The following is a 25,216-nucleotide window of genomic DNA, read 5'->3' on the forward strand; positions in this document are numbered from 1 at the left end:
CGGCGCTAGTTGACGATGAATTCGGCGTGAAGCGCGCCTGCGGCATGGACCGCCTTCAGGATGTCAATCATGTCGCGCGGGCGGACGCCAAGGGCGTTCAGTCCGGCGACGACCTCGGACAGGGACGATTCCCCGCTGACCTCGGCGAAGCCGATTCCCGGTTCCTGGGTGATCTCGGCCTGGCTGCGCGGCACGACGACGGTGTCCCCCGGCGCAAAGGGATTGGGTTGCGAGACAATGGGGGCTTCGCGCACCCGCAGCGTCAGGTTCCCCTGAGACACCGCGACATGTGAAATGCGCACGTCCTCTCCCATCACGATCGTGCCCGAGCGATGGTCGATGACCACGCGCGCCGCGATTTCCGGCTCGACGGTGATGTTTTCGATCTGGCCGATCAGGCGCGCCGGATTGACCTTGCCCAGCACGGTGGAGTCGATCTCGATGGTGCCGGAATCCAGAAGGTTCGCCAGTCCGCTGCCCAGGTTGCGGTTGATCGCCGCCTCGACCCGCGCGGCGGTGGTGAAATCCGGGTTGCGCAGCGCAAGGCGCAGGCTGGTCATCTGCGAAAAGTCGAAGGCCACCTCGCGTTCAACGCGCGCGCCGGACGGCACGGTTCCCGTCGTCGGCACGCCCTGGACGACCGAGGCTGCCTCTCCGCTTGCCTCGGCGCCTCCGGCCAGAACCGAACCTTGCGCGACGGCATAGATCTCGCCATCGGCGGCGTTCAGGGGTGTCATGACCAGCGTGCCGCCCAGCAGGCTTTTCGCGTCCCCGATCGCGGCGACGTTGACGTCGATCTGCGATCCCGCACGGGCGAAGGGGGGCAGGGTGGCGGTGACGATCACTGCGGCCACGTTCTTGGGGCGAAAGGCATCCTCGGTGACGTTGACGCCCAACCGCTCCAGCAGGCTGGACATGATCTCCTCGGTGAAGGGGGCATTGCGCAGGCTGTCGCCCGACCCGCTCAGCCCGACGACCAGACCATAGCCGACCAGGTCGTTCCCGCGCACCCCGTCCACATTGGCCAGATCCTTGATGCGCACGGGCGCGGCCCCGGCAGCGCCGGCCCAAACCAGAAGCCCGATCAGAAGCCAGGCGAGCCGCATCACAGATAATCCGCCAGGCTGAGCTTCGACAGCCGCGCGGTAATCGCGTAAAGCGTCTCGATCTGGGCCTCGGCCTCCTGCAGGGCGGTCGCGGTCTCATAGGGATCGGCGGCGATCAGGCCATTGCGCGCGACCTGCAGCGCCGAGCGTTCGGCCTGGTTCGAGGTGATGGCCTGCGCGACCTTCTCCTCGCCGACGCCGGTCAATGTGCGGGCCTCGGTCAGGTCCATCTCTCCCTGCACCAGAAACCCGCCCGCCGCGCGGGACAGTTCGCGCCGGGTGCTGTGGTCCAGGCCGCCGGCTTCCGCGGCATAGGCCATGATCGCGAACCCTTTCAGCGCGGCCCGCAAATCCTGCGAACTGGCGGTGATCGGCGGCGCTATCCGTGTCTCGGGGCTGATGGCGATGGCGGCATTGCCCGTGTCATTGCCAAGATAGCCGGTGTCGGCAAATCCGCCGCCCCCCGCGGGGGCATCGAAATAGGCGTCGATGCCGGCCAGGATGTCAGCCGCCGTGGTCGCGCCGCCGACGGCAGCCGAAATCTGCGCCATCATCGCATCATAGCCGACGACCGGCGCCTGCTCGGTCCGGCTTCCGGCAAAGACATAGCGCCCCGCGACCGCCGAGTTCAGGGAGTCGATGACCGCCCGCAGGTCGCCCGGCGCCTTGTTCAGATAGACATTCAGCGAGGCTTCGGACGACACCAGCGCATCCGACAGCAGCACGGTGCCGGTGGCGCTGGCGCGCGACTGGATGTTTTCCAGCCCGGATTGCGCGGCGCCCAGAAAACTTTGCGCCTCGGCCAGGTTGCGGGCATGCGTATCCAGCAGCGTCAGCCGGGATTCGATCTGGGTGATCCGGCCAAGGTCGCCCCCCAGCGCCTTGGGAATGTCGGCCTTGACGCCGGTCGCGGATTCCTCGGACAGGGTCGCCACCCGCGCCTTCAGCGAGGACTGGCCAAGGCGCATCTGGAAGGCACGCGAAAGGTCGCTGATCGAATTGAAATTGGTCATCACAGCCTCAGGATCTGGTCGAGCATGTCGTTGACGGTCTGAAGCACCTTTGCGTTCGAGGCATAGGCGCGTTCCAGGGACAGCAGCCCCTCCATCTCGCTGTCGGTATCGACGCCCTCGGCCAGCAAGGTCGTGCGCAGGGTGTCGGAATGGGTCTTGTCCTGCAGGGCCGTCGCCTCGCTTCCCAGCCGGAAGGTCGAGGCGCGCGACACGATGTCCGTGGCCAGCGTCAGCATGGTGCGGGGCGTGGTCGACATCGCGGCCGAAGCTGGGGCGCGGTTTTCCGACAGCGCCGTCGACATGCGCAGCAACAGGCCGCTTTCGCCAAGGTCGCCCGGACCCGCCGCGTTTTGCCCGGCGCGAAGCCGCCACAATTCGCCGCCCCGGTCGGGGTCATAGGTGTCCGAAACCGCAATCCGCCCGGCAAACCCCGTTTCGTTCGCTGGGTCCAGATCCGCCTGCAGGTCGCTGAACAGACCGTGGCCCCCGCCCAGTGTCGCATCGACCGCCGGATCGGCAAAGCGGTCATAGAGTTCGCGCGCGAAGCCATCGATCTGCTTCTGGTACTCCGGGGCAAGCTGGTCGCGGATCTGGAAATTCGCCCCGATCGAGCCGCCGGCAAGGACCGCCATCTCGCTTTGCGAAAGCGCCTTGCCGTTGATCGTCAACGTCCCAAGCGCGCCGTTCTCGACGCTCATGTCGGCGGTGACGCGCCCGGCCGCTGCGAACCCGATCTGCGCCGGGGTCGTCCCGTCCAGCAGGGTCGCGCCCCCCTTGGTGAACAGTGCGACGCGGCCATTTTCTCGCGTGACCTCGACCAGGGGAACGATGCCGCTGATCTCGTCGATGGCCGCCTGTCGCGCATCCATCAGCGATGACGGATCGCCGCCCTGCGAACTGGTCACGGTGATCTGCCGGTTCAGCGCCGCGACGCGTTCCAGTGCGGTGTTCAGCTTGTCCACATCCGAGGCGATGGCCTTCTCAGCGCCTGTCCGGGCGTCCTCGATACCCTGAGACACGTCGCCGATCTTGGCGGCCAGGTTGCGCGCGCTGTCCAGCACATCCTGAAGCCGCACGTCGCTGTCCGGTCGAGATGTCGCCGCCGCGATGGCCGCGTCAAAGGCGGTCAGCTGGCTTGTCAGCGAGGATGCGTCATCCGCAGTGCCGAAGTTGGCCTCGACGCTGGCATGGAATGTCGCCAGCGTTTCCGACCCGGTGGCGCGGGCCAGCGCCAGGCGGTTTTCGGCCAGAAGCCCCGCATTGACCATGCGCTGGACGCCGTCGATGGCCACGCCGCCGCCATTCGCCGCGTAAAGGCGCGAGGACAGCTCCAGCTCTCGCCGGGCATAGCCCGAAACGGATTTGTTCGAGATATTGGTCGAGACGACCTCGGTCCCGCGCGATGTCGCGGCGAGGCCGGAAAGGGCGTTCGAGATCGCCGATGAAAGGCTCATGCCGTTGCTCCTGTGTCAGTCCGGCGGTAGTCAGCGCTTGATGTTGGTCGTCTCCTGCAGCATCTCGTCGACGGTCTGGATGATCTTGGCATTCGAGGAATAGGCGCGCTGGGTCTGGATCAAGTCGGTCAGCTCGGACGCGACATCGGTGGTCGAGCTTTCGCGCGCATATCCGGCGACCGAGCCGGTCGGACCGTCCCCCGCATTCCACAGGAAGAACGCGCCCGAATCCTTCGAGATCTTGTAGGTCTGGTTGTCCAGCGCGGTCAGGCCGTTCGGGTTGGGCACATCGACAAGCGGGACCTGGTACAGGATGCGGGTCACCCCGCTGTCATAGGTGCCGTGCAGATAGCCGTTCTCGTCGATTTCCACTGCCGTCAGCACCCCCGCCGCGGTGCCGTTCTTGGTGATGTTGGTGGGCGAGAAATCGGCGCTGATCTGGGTCAGCCCGCCGGTGCCGCCGGGCGCTCCGATATTGATGGTGATCGGGCCATGCGCGGCGTTGACGGTCAATTCGCCCGTGGTGGGGTCATAGGCGCCGCCACTGAGCGTCGTTACCGCCCCTAGGGGACCGCCGGGGGCGTCGTTGAAATCCAGCGTATAGGATGCGACCAGGGATTCGTCGGCCGGGGTAGCCGGGTCGTCGAAAGTCGCGGAATCTCGCACCTCCATCGTCCAGCTATTGGACCGCCCGGTACCCGAGGCGCCGACCGTCGGCACGAAGCTCATCGTCAGGGAACGCGAGGCGCCAAGGTTGTCGTAATATTCGATCGAGGTTGAAGAGGTTGTTCCCGCGCTTCCGCCCACCGTCGCCTCGGCGGGAAGGTTGAAGCCGACGCTGATCCGCGTCGTCGGCTCGGCATAGGTGTCGTTCACGTTCAGGACGATCGGTTGCAGCCCGGCGGTGGAATCGCGCGCCATCGTCGGGATGGTGCCGTCGCGGTTCGCGGGCCAACCCAGCAGCACCAGTCCCGAGGACGTGCGCAGGATCCCTTCGGCATCGGTGCGGAATGCGCCGGTGCGCGTCAGGGACAGCGGCACGTTCCCGGTCTGAAGCCCGTCCAGCTCGGACAGGTTCATGACCGGCAGCATCCCGCGACCGGTGATCGCGATGTCGAGGGGATTGCTCGTCCCGACCAGGCTGCCGCGCTGATCGACCACGCGGCTGGATTGCGACAACACGCCCCCCGCCGAATATTGTCCGCCACCATTCGAATTGCCGATCACGACGCTTTCGAATTCTGTCGTGACGCGGCGATAGCCATAGGTGCTGGAGTTGGCGATATTGTCCGAGATGCCCGCCAGCCGGGCCGAGTTTGCGGACAGGCCGGACACGCCGGCGGCGAGGGCGGAGGAAATCGACATTCTGGATCATCCTGTCTGAGTCGAACTGGTTCAGTCTGTCCGGCGGCGGGTTAAGATCGCCCTAATCGCCGGGAAAAGTGGCGGGTCATCTGAGTAAAATCACTTCGATGCGGTTGTTCTCGGGATCCATCGGATTGACCGAACGGTTGCGCCGGTCCGCCAGCGCGGTGACACGCTGGATCCGCCGCGCCTCGGTCCCCGCGCCTTCCAGAAGGTTGCGCACGGCATGGGCGCGGGCATCCGACAGCGCCCAGACCGGAGAGTGGATCAGCAATTCGGGATAGGACCGGACATGGCCCGAGATCGCCAGCTGGTTGCGGACGCGGCCCAGGACACCGGACAGGATTCCGGCCAGGTCGCGCAGGGCGGGACTGGGCTGGGCACTGTCATCGATAAAAAGCGGCTCGTCCAGCAGGTCGGTCAGCTCGATGACCAGCCCTTCGTCCGTCATCCGGGTGACGACGTGTTTCAGCAGGTTCTGGCGCTGCATGGATTCCGCGCCGCGCCCGGTCAGCTCGTCCTGGACGTGACGGGCCATCGCGTCGAAAGCGGTCTCGTTCGGGTTTCCGCCCTTGATGTCGCGGGACGAACCGATGCCCTTGCCCGAATTGGCATCGGCATCCTGCAGGTCGCCGCCAAAGGGACCATGAGCGCCGCCCTTGGTCGATTGCACGATGGTGGGGTTGAAATACTCGGCCAGACCCTGACGCTGCTTTTCCGTGGTCGCGTTCAGCAGCCACATCAGCAGGAAGAAGGCCATCATCGCCGTGACGAAATCGGCATAGGCGACCTTCCAGGCCCCGCCGTGATGGCTGCCGCCGCTGCCGCTGCGGTCGCGGATCTTCCGGATGATGATGGGTGCGCCGCGTTCTGCCATGGCCAGTCCCTTGCCGCTGTTCCCTGTTGGTCTAGGCGCGTGGGGCCTAAGATCGGGTTAACGGATCAAATGCCGCGCATTCGGGGCGGTGCCCGCTGCGCCTTGCAAGGCGCGGGGCATCCCCTATTCTGGGCGGATGCAGATCGAAGGCACATATGACCTGACAAGCGGACGCGGGCTGATTGCCTGTCCGCGTTGCGACGCGCTTCATGTGGAACATGACCTTCATGCCGGGGAAACCGCCCGCTGCGTGCGCTGCAATGCGGTTCTGGCCAGCCCGCGCGCCGGGGCCTTCACCCGGATCATCGCCCTGTCCTTCACCACCATCGTCCTGATGCTGGCGGCGGTGTTCTTTCCGTTCCTGCGCATCTCGCGTTCGGGGTTCGGGAACGAGACATCGCTTTTCGACGTGGCACTGGCCTTCTCGCACGGGCCGCTGATCCCGCTGACGGTAGGGCTGCTGGGGGCAATCGTCGGCCTGCCGGTGCTGCGGGCCTGCCTGCTGGTCTATACCCTGCTGCCGCTGTCGCGCGGGCGGCCCCCCCGCGCCCATGCCGTTGGGGCCTTTCGCTTGTCCGAAACGCTGCGGCCGTGGTCGATGGCCGAGATCTTCGTGATCGGGACCACGCTTGCCCTGGTCAAGGTCGGCGGGCTTGCGACCATCAGCTTCGGGCCGGCCTTCTGGGCATTCTGCGCGCTGATCCTGGTCAACGCGGCCAGCAACGTCTTTACCAGCGCCACCACGATCTGGGACGCGATCGAGGATGGCGGGGCGCATACCGACGGGCGCGAACTGCTGAGGGAGCGGCCGGAATGAACGACAGCCCGACGAATCCCGGCCATGACCACAATGCCGAACATGACGCGCCGATCCTGACGGCGCATCGCGCGGGGTTGATCGGATGCCGCGGCTGCGGTCGTGTCTGGCCCGCGGCCGAGGAAACCTGCCACCGCTGCGGCGCGGGGCTGGTGCCGCCCGATCGACGTTCGCTGAATGGGGTCTGGGCCTGGCTGATTGCGGGCTTCATCTTCTATATCCCCGCGAACCTGTTCCCGATGCTACGGACCTCGACCTTTGGAGGGCTGGCGGGAAGCAGTGAATCCACGATCTTCGGCGGCGTCCTGGAACTGCTGCATTACGGCAACTGGTTCGTCGCCGCCGTTGTCTTTACCGCCTCGATCATCGTGCCCATCGGCAAGTTCATCTCGATTGCCTGGCTTGCCCTTGTCGCGGGGCGCCCCGCCACGGTTCATGACGCGCATCGCCGCCTTGTTCTCTACGAGGTGGTCGAATTCATCGGGCGCTGGTCGATGATCGACGTCTTCGTCGTGGCGATCCTCTCGGCACTGGTCCAGCTGGGATTTGTCGCCTCGATCCATCCCGGACCGGCGGCGGTCGCCTTTGCGCTGTCTGTTGCTTTCACAATGCTTTCTGCGCAAAGCTTTGACCCAAGACTGATCTGGCGGGGGCTGCCGCTGCGAAGCCGCAAGGACCAAGACCACCTATGACCGACACACCCCCGCCCGCCGAGCCTGGCCCGGCGCTGAAACCGGCCGAGCCTGTGCGCAAGACCGCGGCCCGCGCCGTGCGTGCAGGATCGTCGCTGATCTGGCTGGTTCCGATCATCGCGCTGATCGTGACCCTGGGGGTGGGTTGGAACGCCATCGCCAGCCGCGGCACGCTGATATCGGTGAACTTCAAGGATGCGACCGGGATCACGCCCGGGGAAACCGCGCTGAAGTTCCGCGAAATCACGGTGGGCAAGGTCGAATCCGTCCGCTTCACCTCGGATCTGCAACAGGTCGAGGTGAATATCCGCGTCGACAAGGATCTGGCCCGCTTCATCGACAGCCAGTCCCAGTTCTGGATCGTGCGGCCACAGGTCTCGGCGCAGGGAATTTCGCGCCTGGACACCGTTCTGACCGGATCCTTCATCGAAGGATATTGGGACGGACAAGCCGATGAGCAGCAGACCGAGTTCCAAGGCCTGGAAAAGCCGCCCTTGACCAGCTTTGGCGCCAAGGGAACCTGGATCGTGCTGTCGGCCGAGCGGTCGCGGGGCATGACCGACGGCGCTCCCGTCACCTTCCGCGGCTTGCAGGTCGGGCGGATGCAGAACCTGCGGCTGGCCGAGAACAACGAAGGCGTGCTGGCCGATGTCTTTGTCGCCGCCCCGCATGACGCGCGGCTGACCAGCAACACGGTATTCTGGGATACGTCGGGATTCTCGATCTCGTTCGGGGCGCAAGGTCTGGCAGTCAACGTGAACTCGCTGGCCTCGTTGCTGCAGGGCGGGGCCGAATTCGCGACCCTGACATCAGGCGGTGAGCCGGTCGAGAATGGCCATGTCTTCGCGCTGCAACCCAGCGAGGCCTCGGCACGCGAGAACCTGTTCATCGACGCGGCCAACGTCCTGCGCCTGACCATGCTGATCGACGAATCCGTCAAGGGGCTCGAGACGGGCGCGAATGTCCAGTACATGGGCCTGACGGTCGGACGCGTCACCGACCTTGCGTCGCGCACCGTCGACGGCCCGAACGGCGAACGGATCCAGCAAGAGGTGACTCTGGCCATCACGCCCGAACGGCTGGGCCTGTCCGGCGATGTTACGCGCGAACGCGCACTGGACTTCGTGGCCGAGCAAGTGGGCAACGGGCTTCGCGCGCGCATTGCCAGCGCCGGGTTCTTTGGCACCTCGCTTGAAGTCGAACTGGTCTCGCTGTCCGACAGCGCGCCCGCGGAACTGGATCGCGACGCCAAGCCAAATCCGGTCATCCCGACCGCGCCGGGCGAGATCTCGGACTTCTCGGAAACGGCGCAGGGCTTCCTGTCGCGGGTTGGCAACCTGCCGATCGAGGAGGCGCTGAAATCCGTCACCGACATGATGAACTCGATCACCTCGCTGGCCAGCAGCGAAGACACACGGGCCATTCCGGGCGCCCTGCGCGGCACGCTGGACGACGCCCGGACCACCAGCGGCGAGATGCGCCAGATCGCGACCGAGCTGCGCGAATCCGGTGCGGCGGGTCAGCTTCGAAAGATGATCGACGAGGCTTCGGCCGCGGCCGAGGCGGTCAAGCTGGCCGCTGCCGATGTCCCCGCCATGGTCGAGGAAATCGACAAGGCCGCGACCTCCGTGGCCGAAGTCGATTTCGCCGCCCTTTCCACCGAGGCGCAGGGAATCCTGAAGGATGTCCGCGCCATGATCGGCTCGGAGGACGCCGCGCAGCTGCCGCGCAACCTGTCCGACACGCTCGAGGCGGCATCGGGGCTTCTCAATGACCTGCGCGACGGCAATGCCGCCGGCAGTCTGAACGAGGCGCTGAGTTCCGCCAAGCTGGCGGCGGACAGCATCTCGGACACCGCCCGGCAGCTTCCGCAGCTGACCGCGCGGCTGGAATCGCTGGCAGCGCGGGCGGAGAGCGTGATTGCGGCCTATGGTGACCGCTCTGCCTTCAACACCGAGACGATCAATTTGATGCGCGAGATGCGGCGCGCGGCCAATTCCTTCGCCAACCTGGCCCGCACCATCGAACGCAATCCACAAGCCTTCATCCTGGGACGATAAGATGCGCCACCTTTTGATCGCCTCTGCACTGCTGGCTGCGCTGGCCGGCTGCTCGAATGGCGAAAAGACCGCCCGCTACCTGATCGACCCGCCGGCTTCGGGCGAGCGGTTGCCGAACCGCCTTGGCACCGCCGAGCTGAGGGATGTGTCGCTGCCCGAATACGCCTCGGCGGGTGAGGTCAGCTGGCAGGGGGTGGATGGAGCGGTGCGTTCGAACACGCGCCAGCTTTGGGCGGACCAGCCGCAGCGCGCCTTTACGCTGACGCTGGCGCGGGCGATTTCGGACATGTCGGGCGCGACGGTCATCGCCGAGCCCTGGCCGCTGGCCGAGCCCCCGCGCCGCACCGTCGAGGTCCGGGTGGAAAAGGCTCTGGCCCAGTCCGATGGCAGCTTCCGGCTGAGCGGGCGCTATTACGTTGCCGACTCTGCGGCTGGTGGCGCGAACCACGCACGCAGCTTCGACATTTCGGTCCCGATGGGCGTGCAGGGCGACAAGGCGGGTCCCGCGACCATCGCGCGGGCGCAGTCGCAGGCCATCGCGCAGCTGGCGCGCCAGATCGCGACCTTGGGCGGGGCGGGAAATTCGCTGCGCACTTCGCAAGCGGCACCGGGGCGGATCGACGACATCTTCTCGCAACCGCTGCCGCCTCTGGACGGCAGCTGAGGGGTCAGCCCGCCGCCGGGTCGAACTGGCCAAAGCGGCCCGCGGCAAAGACCAGCGGGTGATCGCCGGGTCCGGCGACGGTGACCCGCAGGACGCGGCCGATCATCACCGTGTGGTCGCCCGCATCATGGGCGGCGTGGCTTTGGCAATCGAACCGCGCGGCGGCACCGGGGATCAGCGGCACGCCCTGTTCGCTCAGCCCGTGGGGGAGGCCCTGGAACTGAAGCCCGCCACGCGTGAAGCGCAGGCAGGTGTCAAGCTGTTCGGCCCCCAGGATATGCACCGACCAGAAGGGCGCATGCACGAAACCTTCGTGCCGGGCCGAGGCTTTGGCCGGGCACCACAGCAGCAATGGCGGCTCCAGCGAGACGCTGGTGAAGCTGTTCACCGTCATGCCCATCGGACCGGCATCGCCCGTGGCGGTGACTACCGTGACGCCGGTGGCAAAGCGCCCCAGCGCCTCGCGCAGCAGGCGCGCCTCGGCGGTCGCGGGATGAAAGGTGATTTCGTCCGCGAGCCGGTCGCGGGTCGCGGGAGGAATGCGGCTCATGCGCGGAACCCTGTCATCTGCGGTCGCCCATTCATAGCCGCGCCCCGGCAGGTCATCAAGCCGAGCCAGCCGGGCCGAGCCCCGCGATCATCTGGCGGTGCAGGCCGGGTGGCGCGACGACCAGCCCGTCGCACAGCGCACGGGCAGTGTTGAACCGCAACGGGCGTCCCGAAAGCTCTGTCGCAAGGCAGCCCGCGCGCTCGGCGATCAGGCTGCCCGCGGCGATGTCCCATTCCCACGCGGCCCGTGTCGACAACGCGGCGTTGAACTGGCCCTGCGCCACGAGGCACAGCCGCCATGCGAGCGAGGGGCGGAATTCCCGCCGCACCGGCGGAACCACTCCGCGCCAGAACACCGGGTCGAGGCTGGGTTTCCCGGTCAGCACGCGTGCCCCGTCAAGCGCACTGTCCGCCGGGGTCATCGGTTTGCCGTTCAGCAGGGCCGGTCCTTCGGAATGGGCCAGATAGGTCAGGCCGCGCGCAGGCAGATGGACCACCGCGGCCGTGATCCGGTTCCCGGTGGCGATGGCCAGCGAATGCGAAAACCCATCCTGCCCGGCCAGGAAGGCACGGGTCCCGTCGATCGGGTCTAGGATGAAGCAATGTTCGGCGTCCAGCCGGGCGGGTTCGTCCGCGGATTCCTCGCTGAGCCAGCCGTAATGTGGCCGGGCTGCGCGCAGCACCTGTTCCAGATGCGCATTGACGGCGAGGTCGGCCTCGCTGACGGGGCCGGCGCCGTCGCTTTTCTCCCAAGCCTGGGGATCCTTGCGCCAGAACCGCAGGGCGATTTCCCCTGCCTCGCGCGCGGCATCGGTCAGCAGGTCCAGGTCACTCGCCGGCAACGGTCATCCCTTCGATCAGCAGACTGGGCACCCGGGAGGCGCGCCAGTCGCGGACGTCATTGGCGGCGGTCAGGCGCATCAGCATGTCGCGCAGGTTGCCCGCGATGGTGCATTCGTTCACGGCATGGGTGATCTGGCCATTCTCGACCCAGAAGCCGCTGGCCCCGCGCGAGTAATCTCCGGTCGTCGAGTTGATCGAGGCCCCCAGCATCGACGTCACCAGAAGGCCGCGACCCATGTCCCGGATCAGGTCTTCGCGGCTTTTCTCTCCGGGTGTCAGCACCAGGTTGGTGATGCCGGGCGAAGGCGGGCTGCCCGCGCCACGCATTGCGTTCGCGGTTGATGGCATGCCCAGCTTGCGTCCGGTCGCAAGGTCAAGCGTCCAGCCCTGCAGGACACCGTCGCGGACGATGGCACGCGGGGCGGTGGCCAGCCCCTCGGCGTCGAAGATGCGCGATCCGCCCATGCGCGGCAGATGCGGATCTTCGATCAGGTCGAAACCCGGCGGCAGGACCGCTTCGCCCAGGGCATCGCGCAGCCAGCTTGCGCCGCGCGCGACGGCCGCACCATTCGCGGCCGAGACCAGATGTCCTATCAGGCCCGAGGCGATGCGTTCGTCATAAAGGATAGGAAATGCGCCGGTCGGAGGCTTGCGCGCGCCCCGCCGTTCGACCGTGCGTTCCCCCGCCTGCCGCCCGATATCCTCGGGCGAGGGCATGTCGGATCCGTGGACCCGGCTTTCTCCGGCCCAGTCCCGCTCCATCCCCGTGCCTTCGCCCGTGATCGCGATCGCCGACAGGCCATGCCCGCTGCGGGCGACACCGGCGGAAAAGCCGTTCGTCGCCGAAATCCACATCCTGCGATGCGAGAAAGAGGCACCGGCAGCCTCGATCTTGGAGATACCGTCCACGGCCAACGCTGCGGCTTCGGCCCGCAAGGCGGCGTCCTGCAGAAACGCGGGCTCGGGTTCGGGGCCGTGGTCGAACAGGTCCAGCCGCGTGCTGTCGGTGTCGCGGGTCAGCTCGTCCGGCTCGGCAAGGCCCAGCGTGTCATCGACCGGCGCTTCGCGCGCCATCGCGACTGCGCGCTGGGCCATGTCGCCGATGGTCCGCTCGGACCGGTCCGAGGCCGAGACGCAGGCCTGGCGTCCGCCCAGCAGCACGCGCAGCCCGATCTCGACACCCTCGGCGCGTTCGGCGTGTTCCAGTTTGCCCGCCCGCACGTCGACCGAAACCGCCGCGGCCTCGACCGCCACGGCATCGGCCTGATCCGCCCCAGCCCGGCGCGCGGCCGCCAGAAGCTGCTCTGTCAGGGACTGAAGGCGCGCGAATTCGGACATGGTCTCTCCTCGGGTCGACGGCGGCGGCGGAATGCCTTGCGCCCCGGACGGGCCGGGGCGCGGCAGGATGGCGTTGTGGCGCCGGACTTACTTGATCTGCTGCCCGTTGGCAAAGATCGCGCCGCCGTCCTTGAATTCAAGTTCGGTGGTCAGCTTGTCGTCGCTGCCCTCGACGGGTTTGGCGAACATGGCCAGCATCATGCGCACGCCCATCATCTGGTCCTGAGGGATCAGGCCGATGCTGCCCAGCTTGTCGAGCAGGCCGTTGATCCCCTGGAACTCGGCATGAACCTGGCCCACAGGGGCATCCATCGAACCGGATTCAGGCGTCTTCAGGCTGCCGGTGGCGGTTGCGCTGGCGCCGAGCAGGTTCAGCGCGATCTGGTTGATGTCCAGCTGGACGGGTTCGAAGCCCGAGGGTTCGGCGCTTGTTTCATCGTCCATTTCGTCCATCTGGGCCTGGGCTTCGGCGTCATCGGCGGGGGCGTCGGGCGACATGCTTTCGGCGGTGGCGTCGTCGGTCGCATCCGCCGGGGGCGTCTCGTCGCCGGTATCGGGCTCGGGCAGGGCGAAGAGATCCGTGGTGACCTTCATCAGCCCGCCCAGGTCGATTTCAAGCGAAGCCGGGTCGCGCGGCAGCTTGGCTTCGGGGTCGAACATGTTCCAGATCGCATCGCCCAGCGAAACGCCTTGCAGCGAATAGGCGAATTTGAACGGCTGCGGCGCGTCCTGCTGGGTGACCGGAAGCTGCATGTTGAAGCTGCCGCTGTTCACCGCATAGTTGATCGGGAAGGGCAGTTGCGGCGAGGTCATGTCGAACTGCATCGCGTCCGAACCAAGCTGATAGCCCATGCCCGCGCTGGACAGCGTGAAGCTGCCGTCGAAGCCCTTGCCGTCATATTTGCCCGCGCCGCTGCTGGGCTGGCCGCTTTCGTCAGTGCCCGAGAATTCGAAGGTGGCGTTGACCGCCCCCGCCTTCATCCGACCGTCCATCGCCAGGCCCGCCTTCAGCGCCTCGCTCATCTGCTCTTCCAGGTTGGCGATGCCCTCGGGCGCGGTCATGCTGCCATCGCCCTCGATCCCGTCCATGCTGCCCGCGAATTTCACGCTGCCTTCTTCTTCGTCGCTGACATCGCCGCTGAAGGTGACCTTTTCGGTCTTCAGGTCATAGTCGTATTTCGCCGGATTCCCCGACACGACGTGGAAGTTGCCGGTCGAGTTCTGCAGCGCGAAGTTCATCGGCAGCGGGCGTTCGTCGCCGTCGCTGGTCATCGTGGTCAATGCCAGCTCGATCGTCGGGTAGTTGAAGGCGTGGGTCATGTCCTCGGGCGCGCCCGAAGTCACCATGCCGTTCCCCGGCAGTGAGACTTTTACCGGGATCGTATAGGTCCCGCCTTCGGGCTCGGCGCCTTCCAGGGTCAGGTCCATGTTGTCCGAGAAGACGGTCTTGACCTTGCCGTCGCCCTGGCCGGTCAGCAGCGCCTGCGGCAGCTTGACCTCGACCCGGCCGGTTTCAGGACCGCCCGCGATCAGGATGTCGCGCACGGTCAGCGTGTCGCCGGACATGTCGCGCCCGCCCTCGGTCACGGTGTAGCCCATGGACTGATAATATTCGACCCAGGACTGCCAGACCTGTTCCGGGGTGACGTCGGCAAAGGCGGGCGTGCCGATGGCGGCAAGGGCCAGGGCAGAGCTTGTCAGTTTGCGGAACATTTCATTACCTTTCATGGGCGGAGCAAGTCATCGTCGAAGCAAGGAAAGAACATTTGCCTTGGGTTGTGCCATAGCATGCGCGGGGCTCCAAGGAGTGTTGGCATGATCTTGAGCGATTTCTCGGACGGTTTGGGGCGGATCACCATTTCGCGCCCGGACAAGGCGAACTCGTTGACCGGGGCAATGCTTGCCCAACTGACCGGGGCTTTTGCCGCAATGGCCGAACGGACCGATCTGCGCGCGGTGGTCCTGACCGGCGCGGGGCGGGTGTTTTCCGCGGGCGCCGATCTGGACGAGGCACGGGCGGGGCTGGCGCTTTCCCCGGAATGGGAACGGCTGTCGGCCCGCGTCGCCTCGATGCCCTGCCTGACCATCGCGGCCCTGAACGGCACGGTCGCGGGCGGTGCGATGGGAATGGTGCTGGCTTGCGACATCCGGCTTTGCGTGCCGGGGGCCAGCCTGTTCTATCCGGTCATGCGGCTGGGTTATCTGCCGCAGCCAAGCGATGCGCGCCGACTGTCGAAGTTGGTCGGACCGTCGCGGGCGCGGATGATCCTGCTGGCGGGACAGAAGATTTCGGCCGACGAGGCGCTGGCCTGGGGGCTGGTCGACCGGCTGGTCGCCCCCGAAACGCTGCTGCCCGCGGCCGAGGCGCTGACGGCTGATGCGCGTGTCGCACCAGCCGGTCATGTCGCTGCGATCAAGGCCCTGATGGCCTGACCCGTTGCCTGGCCGTTCAGGCGTAGGCCGACTGTCGCGAGAAATGCTGGCACAGCATGTAATAGACGACGGCGCGATACTTGTTACGGTTGGCGCTGCCGTATTTCGCGACGACCGCGTTGATCGCATCCATCAGCTCGGGGCTGTCGCCCAGTCCCAGCTTCTTGATCAGATAGTTCTGCTTGATGCGCTCCAGCTCGGCCGGATCCGAAGCCGCGACGGTTTCCGCATCGCTGTTATAGATCGATGGCCCGCATCCGACCACGACCTTGGTCAACAGGTCCATGTCCGGCGCGGTGCCCAGTTTGTCCTTCATATCGGCTGCGTATTTCGCGATCAGGTCGTCCCGTTTGCTCATGGTGCATCCCCCGAAATGTGAACTTCCGGGGGAAAGCCTAGCGGGACGGGGCGAAATATCAACCGCAAGCATGGGCTTGCCGGTCGGCGCGGCCCGTCAGTAGCGGTAATGCTCGGCCTTGAACGGCCCTTCGGGGGTGACGCCGATGTAATCGGCCTGCTCTTTCGACAGGGTCGTCAGTTTGACACCGATCCGGTCCAGATGCAGGCGTGCGACCTGCTCGTCCAGATGCTTGGGCAGGATATAGACGCCGGGCTGGTAGTCGTCGCCCTTGGTCCACAGCTCGATCTGCGCCAGCACCTGGTTGGTGAAGCTGGCCGACATCACGAAGCTGGGATGGCCGGTCGCATTGCCAAGGTTCAGCAGGCGGCCCTGCGACAGCAGGATGATGCGGTTGCCCGAGGGCATCTCGATCATGTCCACCTGGTCCTTGATATTGGTCCACTTGTGGTTGCGCAGCGCGGCGACCTGAATCTCGTTGTCGAAATGGCCGATATTGCCGACGATCGCCATGTCCTTCATCTCGCGCATATGCTCGATGCGGATGACGTCCTTGTTGCCGGTGGTGGTGACGAAGATGTCGGCCGATGCGACCACATCCTCAAGCAGCACGACCTCGAAACCGTCCATCGCGGCTTGCAGCGCGCAGATCGGGTCGACCTCGGTCACCTTCACGCGCGCACCGGCGCCGCGCAGGCTGGCCGAAGAGCCCTTGCCGACATCGCCATAGCCGCAGACCACGGCGACCTTGCCCGCCATCATCACGTCGGTGGCGCGGCGGATGCCGTCGACCAGCGACTCCTTGCAGCCATACTTGTTGTCGAATTTCGACTTGGTGACGCTGTCGTTCACGTTGATTGCCGGGAAGGGCAGCAGACCCTTCTTGTGCAGGTCGTAAAGACGGTGGACGCCCGTGGTGGTTTCCTCGGACACGCCCTGCAGGGCCTCGCGCTGCCGCGTGAACCAGCCCGGAGACTGCGCGAGGCGCTTCTTGATCTGGGCGAACAGGAATTCTTCCTCTTCCGAGGTAGGGACGGCGATCAGGTCGGTTTCACCGGCTTCGACACGAGCGCCCATCAGGACATACATGGTCGCATCGCCGCCATCGTCCAGGATCAGGTTCGCGGTGCCTTCGCCGAACTGAAAGATCTGGTCGGTATAGGACCAGTATTCCTCAAGCGTTTCGCCCTTGATGGCAAAGACAGGAACGCCGGACTTGGCGATCGCCGCCGCGGCGTGATCCTGGGTCGAATAGATGTTGCACGACGCCCAGCGGACCTCGGCGCCAAGCGCGGTCAGCGTCTCGATCAGCACGGCGGTCTGCACGGTCATGTGCAGCGACCCGGCGATGCGCGCACCCTTCAGCGGTTGGGTCGCGCCGAACTGGGCGCGAAGCGCCATCAGGCCCGGCATCTCGGTTTCGGCGATGTCCAGTTCCTTGCGGCCGAAATCGGCCAGGCTGATGTCTTTGATGATGTGATCGGTCACGGCAATGCCTCAAGAATGGGTGTTTGCCGCGCCATAGCATTTGCAGGCATTTCCTGCAAATGGCGGGTCAGCTGTTGAGCCCGACCTTGACGAAATAGGTCTGGGGACTTTCGCCCGAGTTGAATCCGATGCCCGAGGCGATGATGCAGCTGGTGGCGTCGGGACGCTCCAGCACCACGGTCCATGTGCCCATCAACTCGGATCCCCACAGCGCAGTGTCGCGGGAATTGGTTGCGACCTTGTGTTCGTCGAATTCGTCGCGCAGGGCGGACTCGATCTCGGCATTGCGGTCGCACCAGGGCTGGCCGGGACCGGCATCGGCCGAAACCGGCAGCGAGCGGGCCATTTCGCGCACGGCGCGCGGATCCATGCCCGCTACGGCGGACCAGCCGCGCGGGTTGCCGGCGTTTTCTTCGCGCGGGGTGATGGTGGCGCCAGCCTGACCGGCGGGCAGCGCGACAAGCGCGGCAAGAGTTGCGGCAAGCAGGCTGCTGGTCATGGAGTTCGGCATGGTTTCAACCTTTCGATTTCGCGGCGATCCCAAGGAAGAAACACGACGGAAGCGAGCCGGGTTCCGGTCTTTCCGCATGGTCCCGGTGTTGTGAGCGCTAGCACCACCGGCGGCGATCTTCTAAAAGGACCGGGACAACAGGGGGAAAGGAATCCGCGATGGCGATCTTGCTGGCAGATGTGGGCGGCACCAATGCAAGGCTGGCGCTGGCGCGTGCCGAAGGCATCATGACCGGCAGCATCTCGCGTTTTCGCGGCGAGGATCATGCCGATTTCGACCAGGTCGTGCGCCTGTTCCTGGAACGGCAGGGCAATCCCCGGATCGAGGCCGTATGCGTCGCGGTGGCCGGTCCCGTCTCGCAGGGGCAGGCGCGGTTGACCAACCGCGACTGGGACTTCAGCGAAGAGCGGTTGCTGGCGCTGACCGGCGCAGGACGGGCACGACTGATCAACGACCTGACCGCCCTGGGGTATGCCACGCCCGCGCTGTCGGGCGACGCGGCGGGCTTCTTGCGGCAGGCGCCCACGGATGGCGCGCGCAATGGCCAGCGGCTGGTCGTCAACGCGGGCACCGGCTTCAATGTCTGCGCGGTCAAGGTTCTGCCCGGCGGCGGCATCGCCTGCCTTGAGGCGGAAGAGGGACATACCCGGCTGCCCGTCTCGGTCGCCGTTCCGCTGGCCGAGGCGCTGGGCGACAAGGCCCGCGCCTTTGATTCCGTCGAGGAACTGTTTGCAGGCCGCGGCCTTGCGCGGCTGCATGCCGTTCTGCACGACCTTGCCCCCCAGCGCGCCGAAGAGGTCGTCACCGCCGCCGAGTCCGGGGATGCCGCGGCGGTCGCGACCTGCGATCTTTACGCCAGGCTGTTCGGGCTGATCTGCCGCGAGCTGGCGCTGCGCTTCATGCCGATGGACGGGATGTTCCTGGCAGGCAGCGTGGCCCGCAGCGCGACGCGGCGCATGCCGCTGTTCGAGGCCGCGTTCCTGTCCGATCCGCTGATGGCGCAGATCCCCGCCGCGGTTCCGATCGGCGTGATCCTGGATGACATGGCGGCCCTGCATGGCTGTCTTGCCGCAGTTGGGTGAACATCCGCCGATCACGGGTGCTTGACACTGGCTTTTGAGGGCTCCTCCTGCAAGACTGCCACGAAAGCCAGAGCAGGGCAGGTGGAATGGGACGGATTTTGAAGGCTGGCGCTGCCGCGGCAATCATGCTGGGGGTGGCAACGGGGGCTGTGCTGGCCCAATCCGGCAGTTCTTCATCCGCATCCTCATCACCCTTCTCGGGCTTGTTCGGCCGCAAGGACAATAACGAAGGCTCGGCCGTTGACCTGAGCTTCCAGATCGGTGGCCGCGACGACGACATCCTGCCCGCGGTGCGCAATACCTCGCTGCTGCTTGGCGCGCAAAAGGACGGGCGCGTCACGGGACAGGACATGCTGGCGGCGGCGCGTGGTGATTACGCGCGCATTTTGGGCGTCCTTTACGACGAAGGGTATTTCTCCGGGATCATCAATATCCGGCTGGACGGGGTCGAGGCTGCCTCGATCGCTCCGCTTGATGCACCGCGGAGCGTGCGCAAGGTCGAGGTCGTGGTCGATCCGGGACCGCGATTCCGCTATAGCCGCGCCGATATCGGTCCGGTTGCGCCGGGGACCAATATTCCCCACCAATATCGGACGGGCGAAGTCGCGCGCACCGGAGACATGAAATCAGCCGCAACCACGGCCGTCGATGGTTGGCGCAATGTCGGCCATGCCAAGGCTGCTGTCGCGCAGACCGATATCGTTGCCGATCACGCGACGAATCTGGTCGACAGCCGCATCATGCTGGCCCCCGGCCCGTCGCTGCGATTCGGCCAGCTTAGTATCCGCGGCTATCAGCGCATGGATCCGCGCCGCCTGCGCAAGATCGCGGGCTTTCCCGAGGGCGAGCGCTACGATCCCGAAGAGCTGGAGGACGTGCGCAAGCGTCTGCGGCGTTCGGGTGTCTTTTCCGCGATCACGCTGACCGAGTCCGATTACATCGGCCCGAACGACACGCTGGATGTCGACCTGCTTGTGGTCGAACAGAAGCTGCGCCGTTTCGGGGGTGGTTTCGAATATTCCAGCGTCGAGGGCTTCTCGCTGACCGGCTACTGGCTGCACCGCAACCTGATGGGCGGGGGCGAGAGACTGCGCATCGACGCCAGCATCGAGGATGTCGGCTCCAGCACCTCGGGCACGGATTATCGGCTGGGCGCGCGGATCGACCGTCCGGCGACCCTGCATCCGGATATCACCGGCTATGTCATGGCCGAGGTCAGCAGCGAGCAGGAAGAGGATTACGACCAGCAGGCCGGTACCTTTGGCCTTGGCTTCACCTATCAGCCCAGTGACGAGCTGACGGCGGATATCGCGCTGCAATTCCGCGCGCTGCGGGTCGATGACGATTCCGGACGCACGAACTTTCGCCTGTTCGCATTCCCGATGTCGGTCACATGGGACAAGCGGGACGAGCCGACAGATGCCAAGCGCGGATACTGGCTTTACGGCTCGGCCACTCCCTTTGTCGGGTTGCAGGACGAAACCGGGTCGGGCGCGCAGCTGATCGGGGAAAGCCGCGGCTATTACAGTTTCGGCACCGATGATCGGGTGACGCTGGCGGGGCGGGCGCGGCTTGGCACGGTGCTTGGGCCCGAAATCGACGAAGTGCCGCGCGACTACCTGTTCTATTCGGGCGGTGGCGGCACGGTGCGCGGCCATTCCTTTGAATCGCTGGGCGTGAACGTGATCCGCGGACCCGGCGGCACGGTCAAGACCGGCGGTATGAGCGTTGTGACCCTGACGGCCGAGACCCGCTATCAGATCCGCGAAAAGATCGGTCTTGCCGTCTTTACCGATGCCGGTCGCGTGTGGGAGGAAAGCGGCTTTTCGGGAAGCAGCGACTGGCAGGCCGGGGCAGGGGCGGGCATCCGTTATCGCACCCCGATCGGGCCGCTGCGTTTCGACATCGCAGTGCCCGTCGGCGGCGGCTTCGAGGACGACGACGACGATGGCGGCGTTCAGGTCTATATCGGGCTGGGGCAGGCATTCTGATGAAATTGCATGATCTGACCTTTCGCATCCTGCTTGGCATCTGGCTGGCCACGACGGTTCCGCTTTGGGGCACCGCGCAGGAGGCCGAGCCCGACAGCGCCGCCGAGATTTCCGAACAGGTCGAGGATGACCGCGGCTTCATCACGCGCTTCCTTGAGGAAAAGCTTTCCGGCGCTGGTCGCCAGGTGGTGCTTGAAGGGTTCCGCGGTGCGCTGTCGTCCAGGGCGACCTTTACCCGCCTGACCATCGCCGATGACCAGGGCGTCTGGATCACGCTGGAAAACGGGGCGCTGCAATGGCAGCGCTCGGCCCTGCTGGGCCGTCGCGTCCAGATCGAGGAGCTTTCGGCAGAACGCGTGATCCTGCCGCGCCGGCCGGGCGGCGGCCCTGCGGGCGCGCCGCAGGCCGAGACGCGTGAATTCTCGCTGCCGCAGTTGCCGGTGTCGGTCAATATCGACAAGATCTCGGTCGGACGGGTGGAACTGGGTGCGCCAGTCATGGGACTAGAGGCGGTGCTGGCCGTGCAGGGCTCGATGAACCTTGCCAATGGCGAGGGCGCGACGAACCTGACCATCAACCGCGTCGACGGGCCGCGCGGGCAATTTGGGCTGGTCACGTCCTTTTCGAACGAAAGCCGCGTCCTGAATCTGGACCTGAATCTGGACGAGGATAAGAACGGCCTGTTCTCGAACCTCGTCAACATGAACGGGCGCCCCGCCGTCAAGGCCGAGATCAAGGGCAATGGTCCGCTTTCGGATTTCGCGGCCGAGATCCAGCTTGCGACCGACGGCCAGCCGCGCGTCAAGGGCAAGGTCGAAGTGATGGCCCAGGCCCAGGACGGTGCGCCGGGGACAGCTTTCCGCATGGATCTTGACGGAGACATCGCCCCGCTTATCAAGCCGGACCGGCAGGAATTCTTTGCCGGTCAGTCCAGGATCCGCGCGAATGGCTGGCGCGGGCAGGACGGCCGGCTGGACGTCCCCGAACTGAAGGTCACGACCGGCGGTCTGGACCTGCAGGGCGCGGTCAAGGTGAACGCCAAGGGCGCGCCCGAAAGCGCGAACCTGACCCTGCTTCTGGGGCAGGACGCGGGGGCGACCCAATTGCCGGTCGCGGTCCCCTTCGGCAAGATACCGACAACCGTGCGCTCGGGCAGCGTCCTGCTGACCTATGACGCCGCGCAGGATTCCGGCTGGCGGCTGACGGGCCGCATCGGCGATCTGTCCCGCCCCGATATCAGCCTGTCCGAAGTTAGGCTGGACGGCCGCGGCCGGGTTGTCCTGACCCCTGAACAGGCCCTGTCCGAAGTGCGCGGCTGGGTCGCATTCGGCATGGACGATCTGGAACCCAGCGGTCCCGGCCTGGCCGAGGCGCTGGGGGACACGCTGAACGGCGGTCTGAACTTTGCCTTCACCCCCGGCAATGCCCTGAAGCTGTGGGGCATGAACATCAATGGCGACGATTTCCGCGTGACCGGCGACATGGACGTTTCCGGCCTGCAAAGCGGGATCGCGCTGGCGGGCGACCTGAATGCCGAGCATCGCAACCTGTCGCGCTTTTCGGTCCTTGCGCAGCGGAAGCTGGGGGGAAGCGCGACTGCGGCGATCAAGGGGCGCTATGTCCTGCTCAGCAAGGCCTTTGACGTCGACACCCGGATCGAGGGGCAGGATATCAGCATCGGGCAGGTGAATGCCGACCGCATGCTGGCAGGCGCTTCGCGCATCGAGCTTAGCGCCCGGCGGGACACGACCGGGATCGATCTGCGGCGGCTGTTCGTCAATGCGCAGAACCTGACGGCCGAGGCGCAGGGCAAGCTCAGCAGCGCCGACAGCAATGTCTCGGCCAAGATCACAATGCCGGACCTGTCGGTCGCCGATCCGAAGTACTCGGGGCTGCTCAGCGCAGATGCCCGCCTGACCGGTCCGGCCGGGTCGCGCCGGCTGGTGGTCAAGGGCGATGCGCAGGACCTTATTCTTGGCATCCCCGAGATTGACGGCGCCTTCAAGGGCGAGACCGGCCTGACGGTCGAGCTGATGCAGTCCAAGGACAGCTATGAATTGCAGCGCTTCCAGTTGGTGAACCCCCAGCTTGACGCGCAGGGTCTGGGGCATTTCACCCCGCAGGAACTGAACGGCGAGCTTTCGGTGTCGATGCCCGACCTGGCCGTGCTGGGGCGCGGCTTCTCGGGCGGGCTGACGGCGCAGGCGACCGCGACCCAAAAGGACGGCGCGCGCCAGATCCGCATGACCGGGCGCGGGACCGATCTGCGCCTTGGGCAGCAGGACGTGGACGGCGCGCTGACCGGCATCACCGAGCTGAAGCTGTTCGCCGAACAGCGCGGGGAAGAGATCACGGTCCACGAATTCGACCTGAAGAACCAGCAGATGCAGGCCAATGCGCAGGGCACCTTGGGCAGGGCCAAAACCGACATGAGCGGCCAGCTTCAGGTACGTTCGCTGTCCAGCTTCGGGCGCGGCTGGCGCGGGTCGCTGGATGCGCAGGGCAGCTTCCGCGACGATGGCACCGGCGCCCGGCGGCTGGACGTGACCGGCACCGGCAACAACCTGTCCTTTGGCCAGGCGCAGGTCGATGGTGCGCTTAGCGGGGCGACAAGGCTTTCCGTCCGCGGCGTCGAACGCGATGGCGTTTTTTCGATCGAGACGGCGCAGGTCGACAATCCACGCCTGAACGTCACGGCCGAGGGGCGTGTGGGGGCCGGGGCGACGGATCTGCGCGCGAACCTGCGCGCCGACGACCTGCGCTTTCTGGGCAATGGGTTCCGGGGGGCGGTGCAGGCGCAGGCGCGTGTCATCGACCAGCAGGGCGGTAGCCGCGCGATCACGGCGCAGGGCACGGCGCGCGGTCTGGCCATCGGCAAGCCGCAGGCCGATGCGGTGCTTGCCGGCGAAACCCGAATCGACCTTGCCGCCACCCAGCGCGCGGATGGCAGCCTGACCGTCAGCCGGCTTGAGGCCGGGAACGGGCAGTTCCGCCTGACCGGCAATGGCAGTCCGGCCGAGGGGTTGAACCTGGACGGGCGGCTGAACGATCTTGCGCTGGTGGTTCCGGGCTTTCCCGGCCCGGCCGAATTGCGCGGTCGCATCCGCAATACGGGTGCTGCCTATGACGTGAACCTGACCGCGACGGCGCCGGGTGAGACCAGCGCAACCATCGTCGGACAGGCACGCACCGACTTTGCCAGCATGGATATCCGGGTCCAGGGCCGCAGCAATGCGGCCGCTGCGAACCCCTTCCTGCGGACCCGCAGCGTCGAGGGGCCGCTCAGCTTCGATATCCGCATGAATGGCGCGCCCTCGCTTGAATCGCTGAACGGCCGGGTCGAACTGTCGAACGGACGGTTGGCCGAACCGAAGCTGGGGCTCAGCATTGCATCGCTGAATGCGCGCGCCGATCTGAATGCCGGGCGCATCGCGGTGGATGTCAGCGGCGCGGTGGAATCGGGCGGCACCATCACCGTGCGCGGGCCGATCACGCTGACCGGCGACCGGCCCATGGACTTGGACGTGCGCATCCAGAATGTCGTGCTGCGCGATCCCACGCTTTACGAGACGCGGGCGAATGGCAACGTGCGCATCTCGGGGTCGCAGGCGGCGGGGCCGCTGGTAACGGGCCGCATCGACCTGGGCACAACCGAGATCCGCATCCCTTCGACCGGGCTTGGGGGCGCGCGTGCCATTCCCGACATTACCCATCTGAACGAACGCCCACCGCAGCGGCAGACGCGGGCCAAGGCCGGCCTGCTGGAATTCCCAAGCGAGGATTCGCGCGCGGCCGGCATGACCACACCACCGGCCACGCCTCCGGCCGTCCCGGCCCGGTTCGATCTGGTCATCTCGGCCCCCGATCAGGTTTTCATCCGCGGGCGCGGCGTCGATGCCGAACTGGGCGGCGAGATCAGGCTGACCGGCAATGCCCGCCAGCCGATCCCCATCGGCAGGCTGGAACTGATCCGCGGTCGCGTCGACCTGCTGGGCAAGCGCTTCGACCTGACCGAAGGGATCATCGAACTTCAGGGCAGCCTGATCCCGGTGATCCGCCTTGTGGCCGAAGCGGTGCAGGATTCCGTCACCACGCGCATCATCATCGACGGCGAGGCGCGGGACCCCGACATCACCTTCGAATCCTCGCCGGAAATGCCGGAAGAAGAGGTGCTGTCCCAGCTTCTGTTCGGTCGTGGCCTGGACAATATCAGCGGTCTTCAGGCAGCCCAGCTTGCGACCGCCATCGCGACCCTGGCCGGCCGGGGCGGGGACGGCATCATCGGCCGCCTGCGCGCCTCGACCGGGCTGGATGATCTGGACCTGACCACGGACGATCAGGGCCGTGTGTCGGTCCGCGCGGGCAAGTACCTGTCCGAGAACCTTTATACCGACGTTCAGGTCGGGGATGAGGGGACGACCAAGCTGCAGCTGAACCTTGACGTCTCGAACAGCCTGACGGCGCGGGGATCGGTCGCCAGCGACGGGGAAAGCACGCTGGGCCTGTTCTACGAACGCGATTACTGATCCCGCACGTCCCTTGGAATCCTGCAACAGGCCCCGTTGTCGATGACAG

The 25,216-nt window shown here is 66.2% G+C and carries 20 protein-coding genes; 8 read left to right on the forward strand and 12 right to left on the reverse strand.

Features of this window, described 5'->3' with window-relative positions; translation table 11 throughout:
• Positions 1–5: 5 nt before the first annotated feature.
• The 5 genes from ACO2Q4_RS00375 to ACO2Q4_RS00395 form a co-directional block, all read right to left on the reverse strand.
• Entirely contained in the window at positions 6–1,106 is a 1,101-nt protein-coding gene (locus ACO2Q4_RS00375) for a flagellar basal body P-ring protein FlgI (RefSeq protein ID WP_311760191.1), read from the reverse strand.
• Complete coding sequence (locus ACO2Q4_RS00380) at positions 1,106–2,119, reverse strand: flagellin (protein ID WP_311760192.1); 1,014 nt, start codon at positions 2,117–2,119, stop codon at positions 1,106–1,108. Before ACO2Q4_RS00380 ends, ACO2Q4_RS00375 begins: the two co-directional genes overlap by 1 nt.
• On the reverse strand, positions 2,119–3,573 hold the full coding sequence (flgK, locus tag ACO2Q4_RS00385) for a flagellar hook-associated protein FlgK (protein WP_423316527.1): 1,455 nt from the start codon (positions 3,571–3,573) through the stop codon (positions 2,119–2,121). The genes ACO2Q4_RS00380 and flgK overlap by 1 nt, the downstream gene beginning before the upstream one ends.
• A gap of 30 nt (positions 3,574–3,603) precedes the next feature.
• Positions 3,604–4,938 carry a flagellar hook protein FlgE gene (locus ACO2Q4_RS00390; RefSeq protein ID WP_423316529.1) on the reverse strand — a complete coding sequence of 445 codons (1,335 nt, stop codon included), beginning with the start codon at positions 4,936–4,938 and terminating at the stop codon, positions 3,604–3,606.
• Between the two features lie 85 nt (positions 4,939–5,023).
• Complete coding sequence (locus ACO2Q4_RS00395) at positions 5,024–5,815, reverse strand: flagellar motor protein MotB (protein WP_423316531.1); 792 nt, start codon at positions 5,813–5,815, stop codon at positions 5,024–5,026.
• Between the two features lie 211 nt (positions 5,816–6,026).
• Here ACO2Q4_RS00395 and ACO2Q4_RS00400 point away from each other — a divergent pair, with 211 nt between their 5' ends.
• The 4 genes from ACO2Q4_RS00400 to ACO2Q4_RS00415 are packed head-to-tail and all read left to right on the forward strand — an operon-like array spanning position 6,027 to position 10,048.
• Positions 6,027–6,632 (forward strand): paraquat-inducible protein A, encoded by a 606-nt coding sequence (locus ACO2Q4_RS00400; protein WP_395134611.1) that lies wholly within the window; start codon positions 6,027–6,029, stop codon positions 6,630–6,632.
• Positions 6,629–7,324: a paraquat-inducible protein A gene (locus ACO2Q4_RS00405; RefSeq protein ID WP_423316533.1), complete on the forward strand. Its 696-nt coding sequence runs from the start codon at positions 6,629–6,631 to the stop codon at positions 7,322–7,324. Before ACO2Q4_RS00400 ends, ACO2Q4_RS00405 begins: the two co-directional genes overlap by 4 nt.
• Positions 7,321–9,384, forward strand: coding sequence for an intermembrane transport protein PqiB (locus tag ACO2Q4_RS00410; RefSeq protein ID WP_395134608.1), 2,064 nt, complete (start codon positions 7,321–7,323; stop codon positions 9,382–9,384). The genes ACO2Q4_RS00405 and ACO2Q4_RS00410 overlap by 4 nt, the downstream gene beginning before the upstream one ends.
• A 1-nt stretch (position 9,385) precedes the next feature.
• Complete coding sequence (locus ACO2Q4_RS00415) at positions 9,386–10,048, forward strand: PqiC family protein (RefSeq protein WP_395134606.1); 663 nt, start codon at positions 9,386–9,388, stop codon at positions 10,046–10,048.
• A gap of 4 nt (positions 10,049–10,052) precedes the next feature.
• Here ACO2Q4_RS00415 and ACO2Q4_RS00420 read toward each other — a convergent pair whose 3' ends face one another.
• From ACO2Q4_RS00420 to ACO2Q4_RS00435, 4 genes are all read right to left on the reverse strand, one after another.
• A complete protein-coding gene (locus tag ACO2Q4_RS00420) occupies positions 10,053–10,598 on the reverse strand; it encodes a flavin reductase family protein (RefSeq protein ID WP_311760200.1) in 546 nt (181 codons plus the stop codon).
• Positions 10,599–10,653: 55 nt separating this feature from the next.
• A complete protein-coding gene (locus ACO2Q4_RS00425; RefSeq protein ID WP_311760201.1) occupies positions 10,654–11,439 on the reverse strand; it encodes an inositol monophosphatase family protein in 786 nt (261 codons plus the stop codon).
• On the reverse strand, positions 11,426–12,778 hold the full coding sequence (locus ACO2Q4_RS00430; RefSeq protein ID WP_423316537.1) for a TldD/PmbA family protein: 1,353 nt from the start codon (positions 12,776–12,778) through the stop codon (positions 11,426–11,428). The genes ACO2Q4_RS00425 and ACO2Q4_RS00430 overlap by 14 nt, the downstream gene beginning before the upstream one ends.
• Positions 12,779–12,865: 87 nt before the next feature.
• Positions 12,866–14,491 carry a DUF2125 domain-containing protein gene (locus ACO2Q4_RS00435; protein WP_423316539.1) on the reverse strand — a complete coding sequence of 542 codons (1,626 nt, stop codon included), beginning with the start codon at positions 14,489–14,491 and terminating at the stop codon, positions 12,866–12,868.
• Between the two features lie 102 nt (positions 14,492–14,593).
• Here ACO2Q4_RS00435 and ACO2Q4_RS00440 point away from each other — a divergent pair, with 102 nt between their 5' ends.
• Positions 14,594–15,211, forward strand: a complete 618-nt coding sequence (locus ACO2Q4_RS00440; protein ID WP_423316541.1) for an enoyl-CoA hydratase/isomerase family protein — start codon at positions 14,594–14,596, stop codon at positions 15,209–15,211.
• 16 nt (positions 15,212–15,227) lie between these two features.
• Here the strand turns inward: ACO2Q4_RS00440 and ACO2Q4_RS00445 are convergent, their stop codons facing one another.
• The 3 genes from ACO2Q4_RS00445 to ACO2Q4_RS00455 form a co-directional block, all read right to left on the reverse strand.
• Positions 15,228–15,569, reverse strand: coding sequence for a DUF2853 family protein (locus tag ACO2Q4_RS00445; RefSeq protein ID WP_311760205.1), 342 nt, complete (start codon positions 15,567–15,569; stop codon positions 15,228–15,230).
• 96 nt (positions 15,570–15,665) lie between these two features.
• The gene (gene ahcY, locus ACO2Q4_RS00450) at positions 15,666–17,057 is read right to left on the reverse strand and encodes an adenosylhomocysteinase (RefSeq protein ID WP_395134598.1); all 1,392 of its coding nucleotides are present in this window, start codon (positions 17,055–17,057) and stop codon (positions 15,666–15,668) included.
• A gap of 67 nt (positions 17,058–17,124) precedes the next feature.
• Complete coding sequence (locus tag ACO2Q4_RS00455; RefSeq protein ID WP_423316543.1) at positions 17,125–17,568, reverse strand: hypothetical protein; 444 nt, start codon at positions 17,566–17,568, stop codon at positions 17,125–17,127.
• A 158-nt stretch (positions 17,569–17,726) separates the two neighbouring features.
• Here ACO2Q4_RS00455 and ACO2Q4_RS00460 point away from each other — a divergent pair, with 158 nt between their 5' ends.
• The 3 genes from ACO2Q4_RS00460 to ACO2Q4_RS00470 all read left to right on the forward strand — a co-directional run bounded on the left by ACO2Q4_RS00460 (position 17,727) and on the right by ACO2Q4_RS00470 (position 25,167).
• Positions 17,727–18,650: a glucokinase gene (locus ACO2Q4_RS00460; protein ID WP_395134595.1), complete on the forward strand. Its 924-nt coding sequence runs from the start codon at positions 17,727–17,729 to the stop codon at positions 18,648–18,650.
• A gap of 86 nt (positions 18,651–18,736) precedes the next feature.
• Positions 18,737–20,641 (forward strand): autotransporter assembly complex protein TamA, encoded by a 1,905-nt coding sequence (locus ACO2Q4_RS00465; RefSeq protein ID WP_311760209.1) that lies wholly within the window; start codon positions 18,737–18,739, stop codon positions 20,639–20,641.
• Complete coding sequence (locus ACO2Q4_RS00470) at positions 20,641–25,167, forward strand: translocation/assembly module TamB domain-containing protein (RefSeq protein ID WP_423316546.1); 4,527 nt, start codon at positions 20,641–20,643, stop codon at positions 25,165–25,167. The genes ACO2Q4_RS00465 and ACO2Q4_RS00470 overlap by 1 nt, the downstream gene beginning before the upstream one ends.
• The last annotated feature ends 49 nt before the right edge of the window (positions 25,168–25,216 follow it).

This window comes from Paracoccus sp. KR1-242, assembly GCF_049446195.1.
In the GTDB taxonomy this organism is placed as follows: Bacteria; Pseudomonadota; Alphaproteobacteria; order Rhodobacterales; family Rhodobacteraceae; genus Paracoccus; species Paracoccus broussonetiae.

Bases quoted from the DNA above. Each gene is read 5' to 3' on its own strand.
- ACO2Q4_RS00375 (WP_311760191.1), bottom strand. From the start codon at position 1,106: ATGCGGCTCGCCTGGCTTCTGATCGGGCTTCTGGTTTGGGCCGGCGCT.
- ACO2Q4_RS00440 (WP_423316541.1), top strand. From the start codon at position 14,594: ATGATCTTGAGCGATTTCTCGGACGGTTTGGGGCGGATCACCATTTCG.
- ACO2Q4_RS00460 (WP_395134595.1), top strand. From the start codon at position 17,727: ATGGCGATCTTGCTGGCAGATGTGGGCGGCACCAATGCAAGGCTGGCG.
- flgK (WP_423316527.1), bottom strand. From the start codon at position 3,573: ATGAGCCTTTCATCGGCGATCTCGAACGCCCTTTCCGGCCTCGCCGCG.
- ACO2Q4_RS00410 (WP_395134608.1), top strand. From the start codon at position 7,321: ATGACCGACACACCCCCGCCCGCCGAGCCTGGCCCGGCGCTGAAACCG.
- ACO2Q4_RS00390 (WP_423316529.1), bottom strand. From the start codon at position 4,938: ATGTCGATTTCCTCCGCCCTCGCCGCCGGCGTGTCCGGCCTGTCCGCA.
- ACO2Q4_RS00470 (WP_423316546.1), top strand. From the start codon at position 20,641: ATGAAATTGCATGATCTGACCTTTCGCATCCTGCTTGGCATCTGGCTG.
- ACO2Q4_RS00465 (WP_311760209.1), top strand. From the start codon at position 18,737: ATGGGACGGATTTTGAAGGCTGGCGCTGCCGCGGCAATCATGCTGGGG.
- ACO2Q4_RS00420 (WP_311760200.1), bottom strand. From the start codon at position 10,598: ATGAGCCGCATTCCTCCCGCGACCCGCGACCGGCTCGCGGACGAAATC.
- ACO2Q4_RS00380 (WP_311760192.1), bottom strand. From the start codon at position 2,119: ATGACCAATTTCAATTCGATCAGCGACCTTTCGCGTGCCTTCCAGATG.
- ACO2Q4_RS00430 (WP_423316537.1), bottom strand. From the start codon at position 12,778: ATGTCCGAATTCGCGCGCCTTCAGTCCCTGACAGAGCAGCTTCTGGCG.
- ACO2Q4_RS00415 (WP_395134606.1), top strand. From the start codon at position 9,386: ATGCGCCACCTTTTGATCGCCTCTGCACTGCTGGCTGCGCTGGCCGGC.
- ACO2Q4_RS00405 (WP_423316533.1), top strand. From the start codon at position 6,629: ATGAACGACAGCCCGACGAATCCCGGCCATGACCACAATGCCGAACAT.
- ACO2Q4_RS00435 (WP_423316539.1), bottom strand. From the start codon at position 14,491: ATGTTCCGCAAACTGACAAGCTCTGCCCTGGCCCTTGCCGCCATCGGC.
- ACO2Q4_RS00455 (WP_423316543.1), bottom strand. From the start codon at position 17,568: ATGCCGAACTCCATGACCAGCAGCCTGCTTGCCGCAACTCTTGCCGCG.
- ACO2Q4_RS00445 (WP_311760205.1), bottom strand. From the start codon at position 15,569: ATGAGCAAACGGGACGACCTGATCGCGAAATACGCAGCCGATATGAAG.
- ACO2Q4_RS00395 (WP_423316531.1), bottom strand. From the start codon at position 5,815: ATGGCAGAACGCGGCGCACCCATCATCATCCGGAAGATCCGCGACCGC.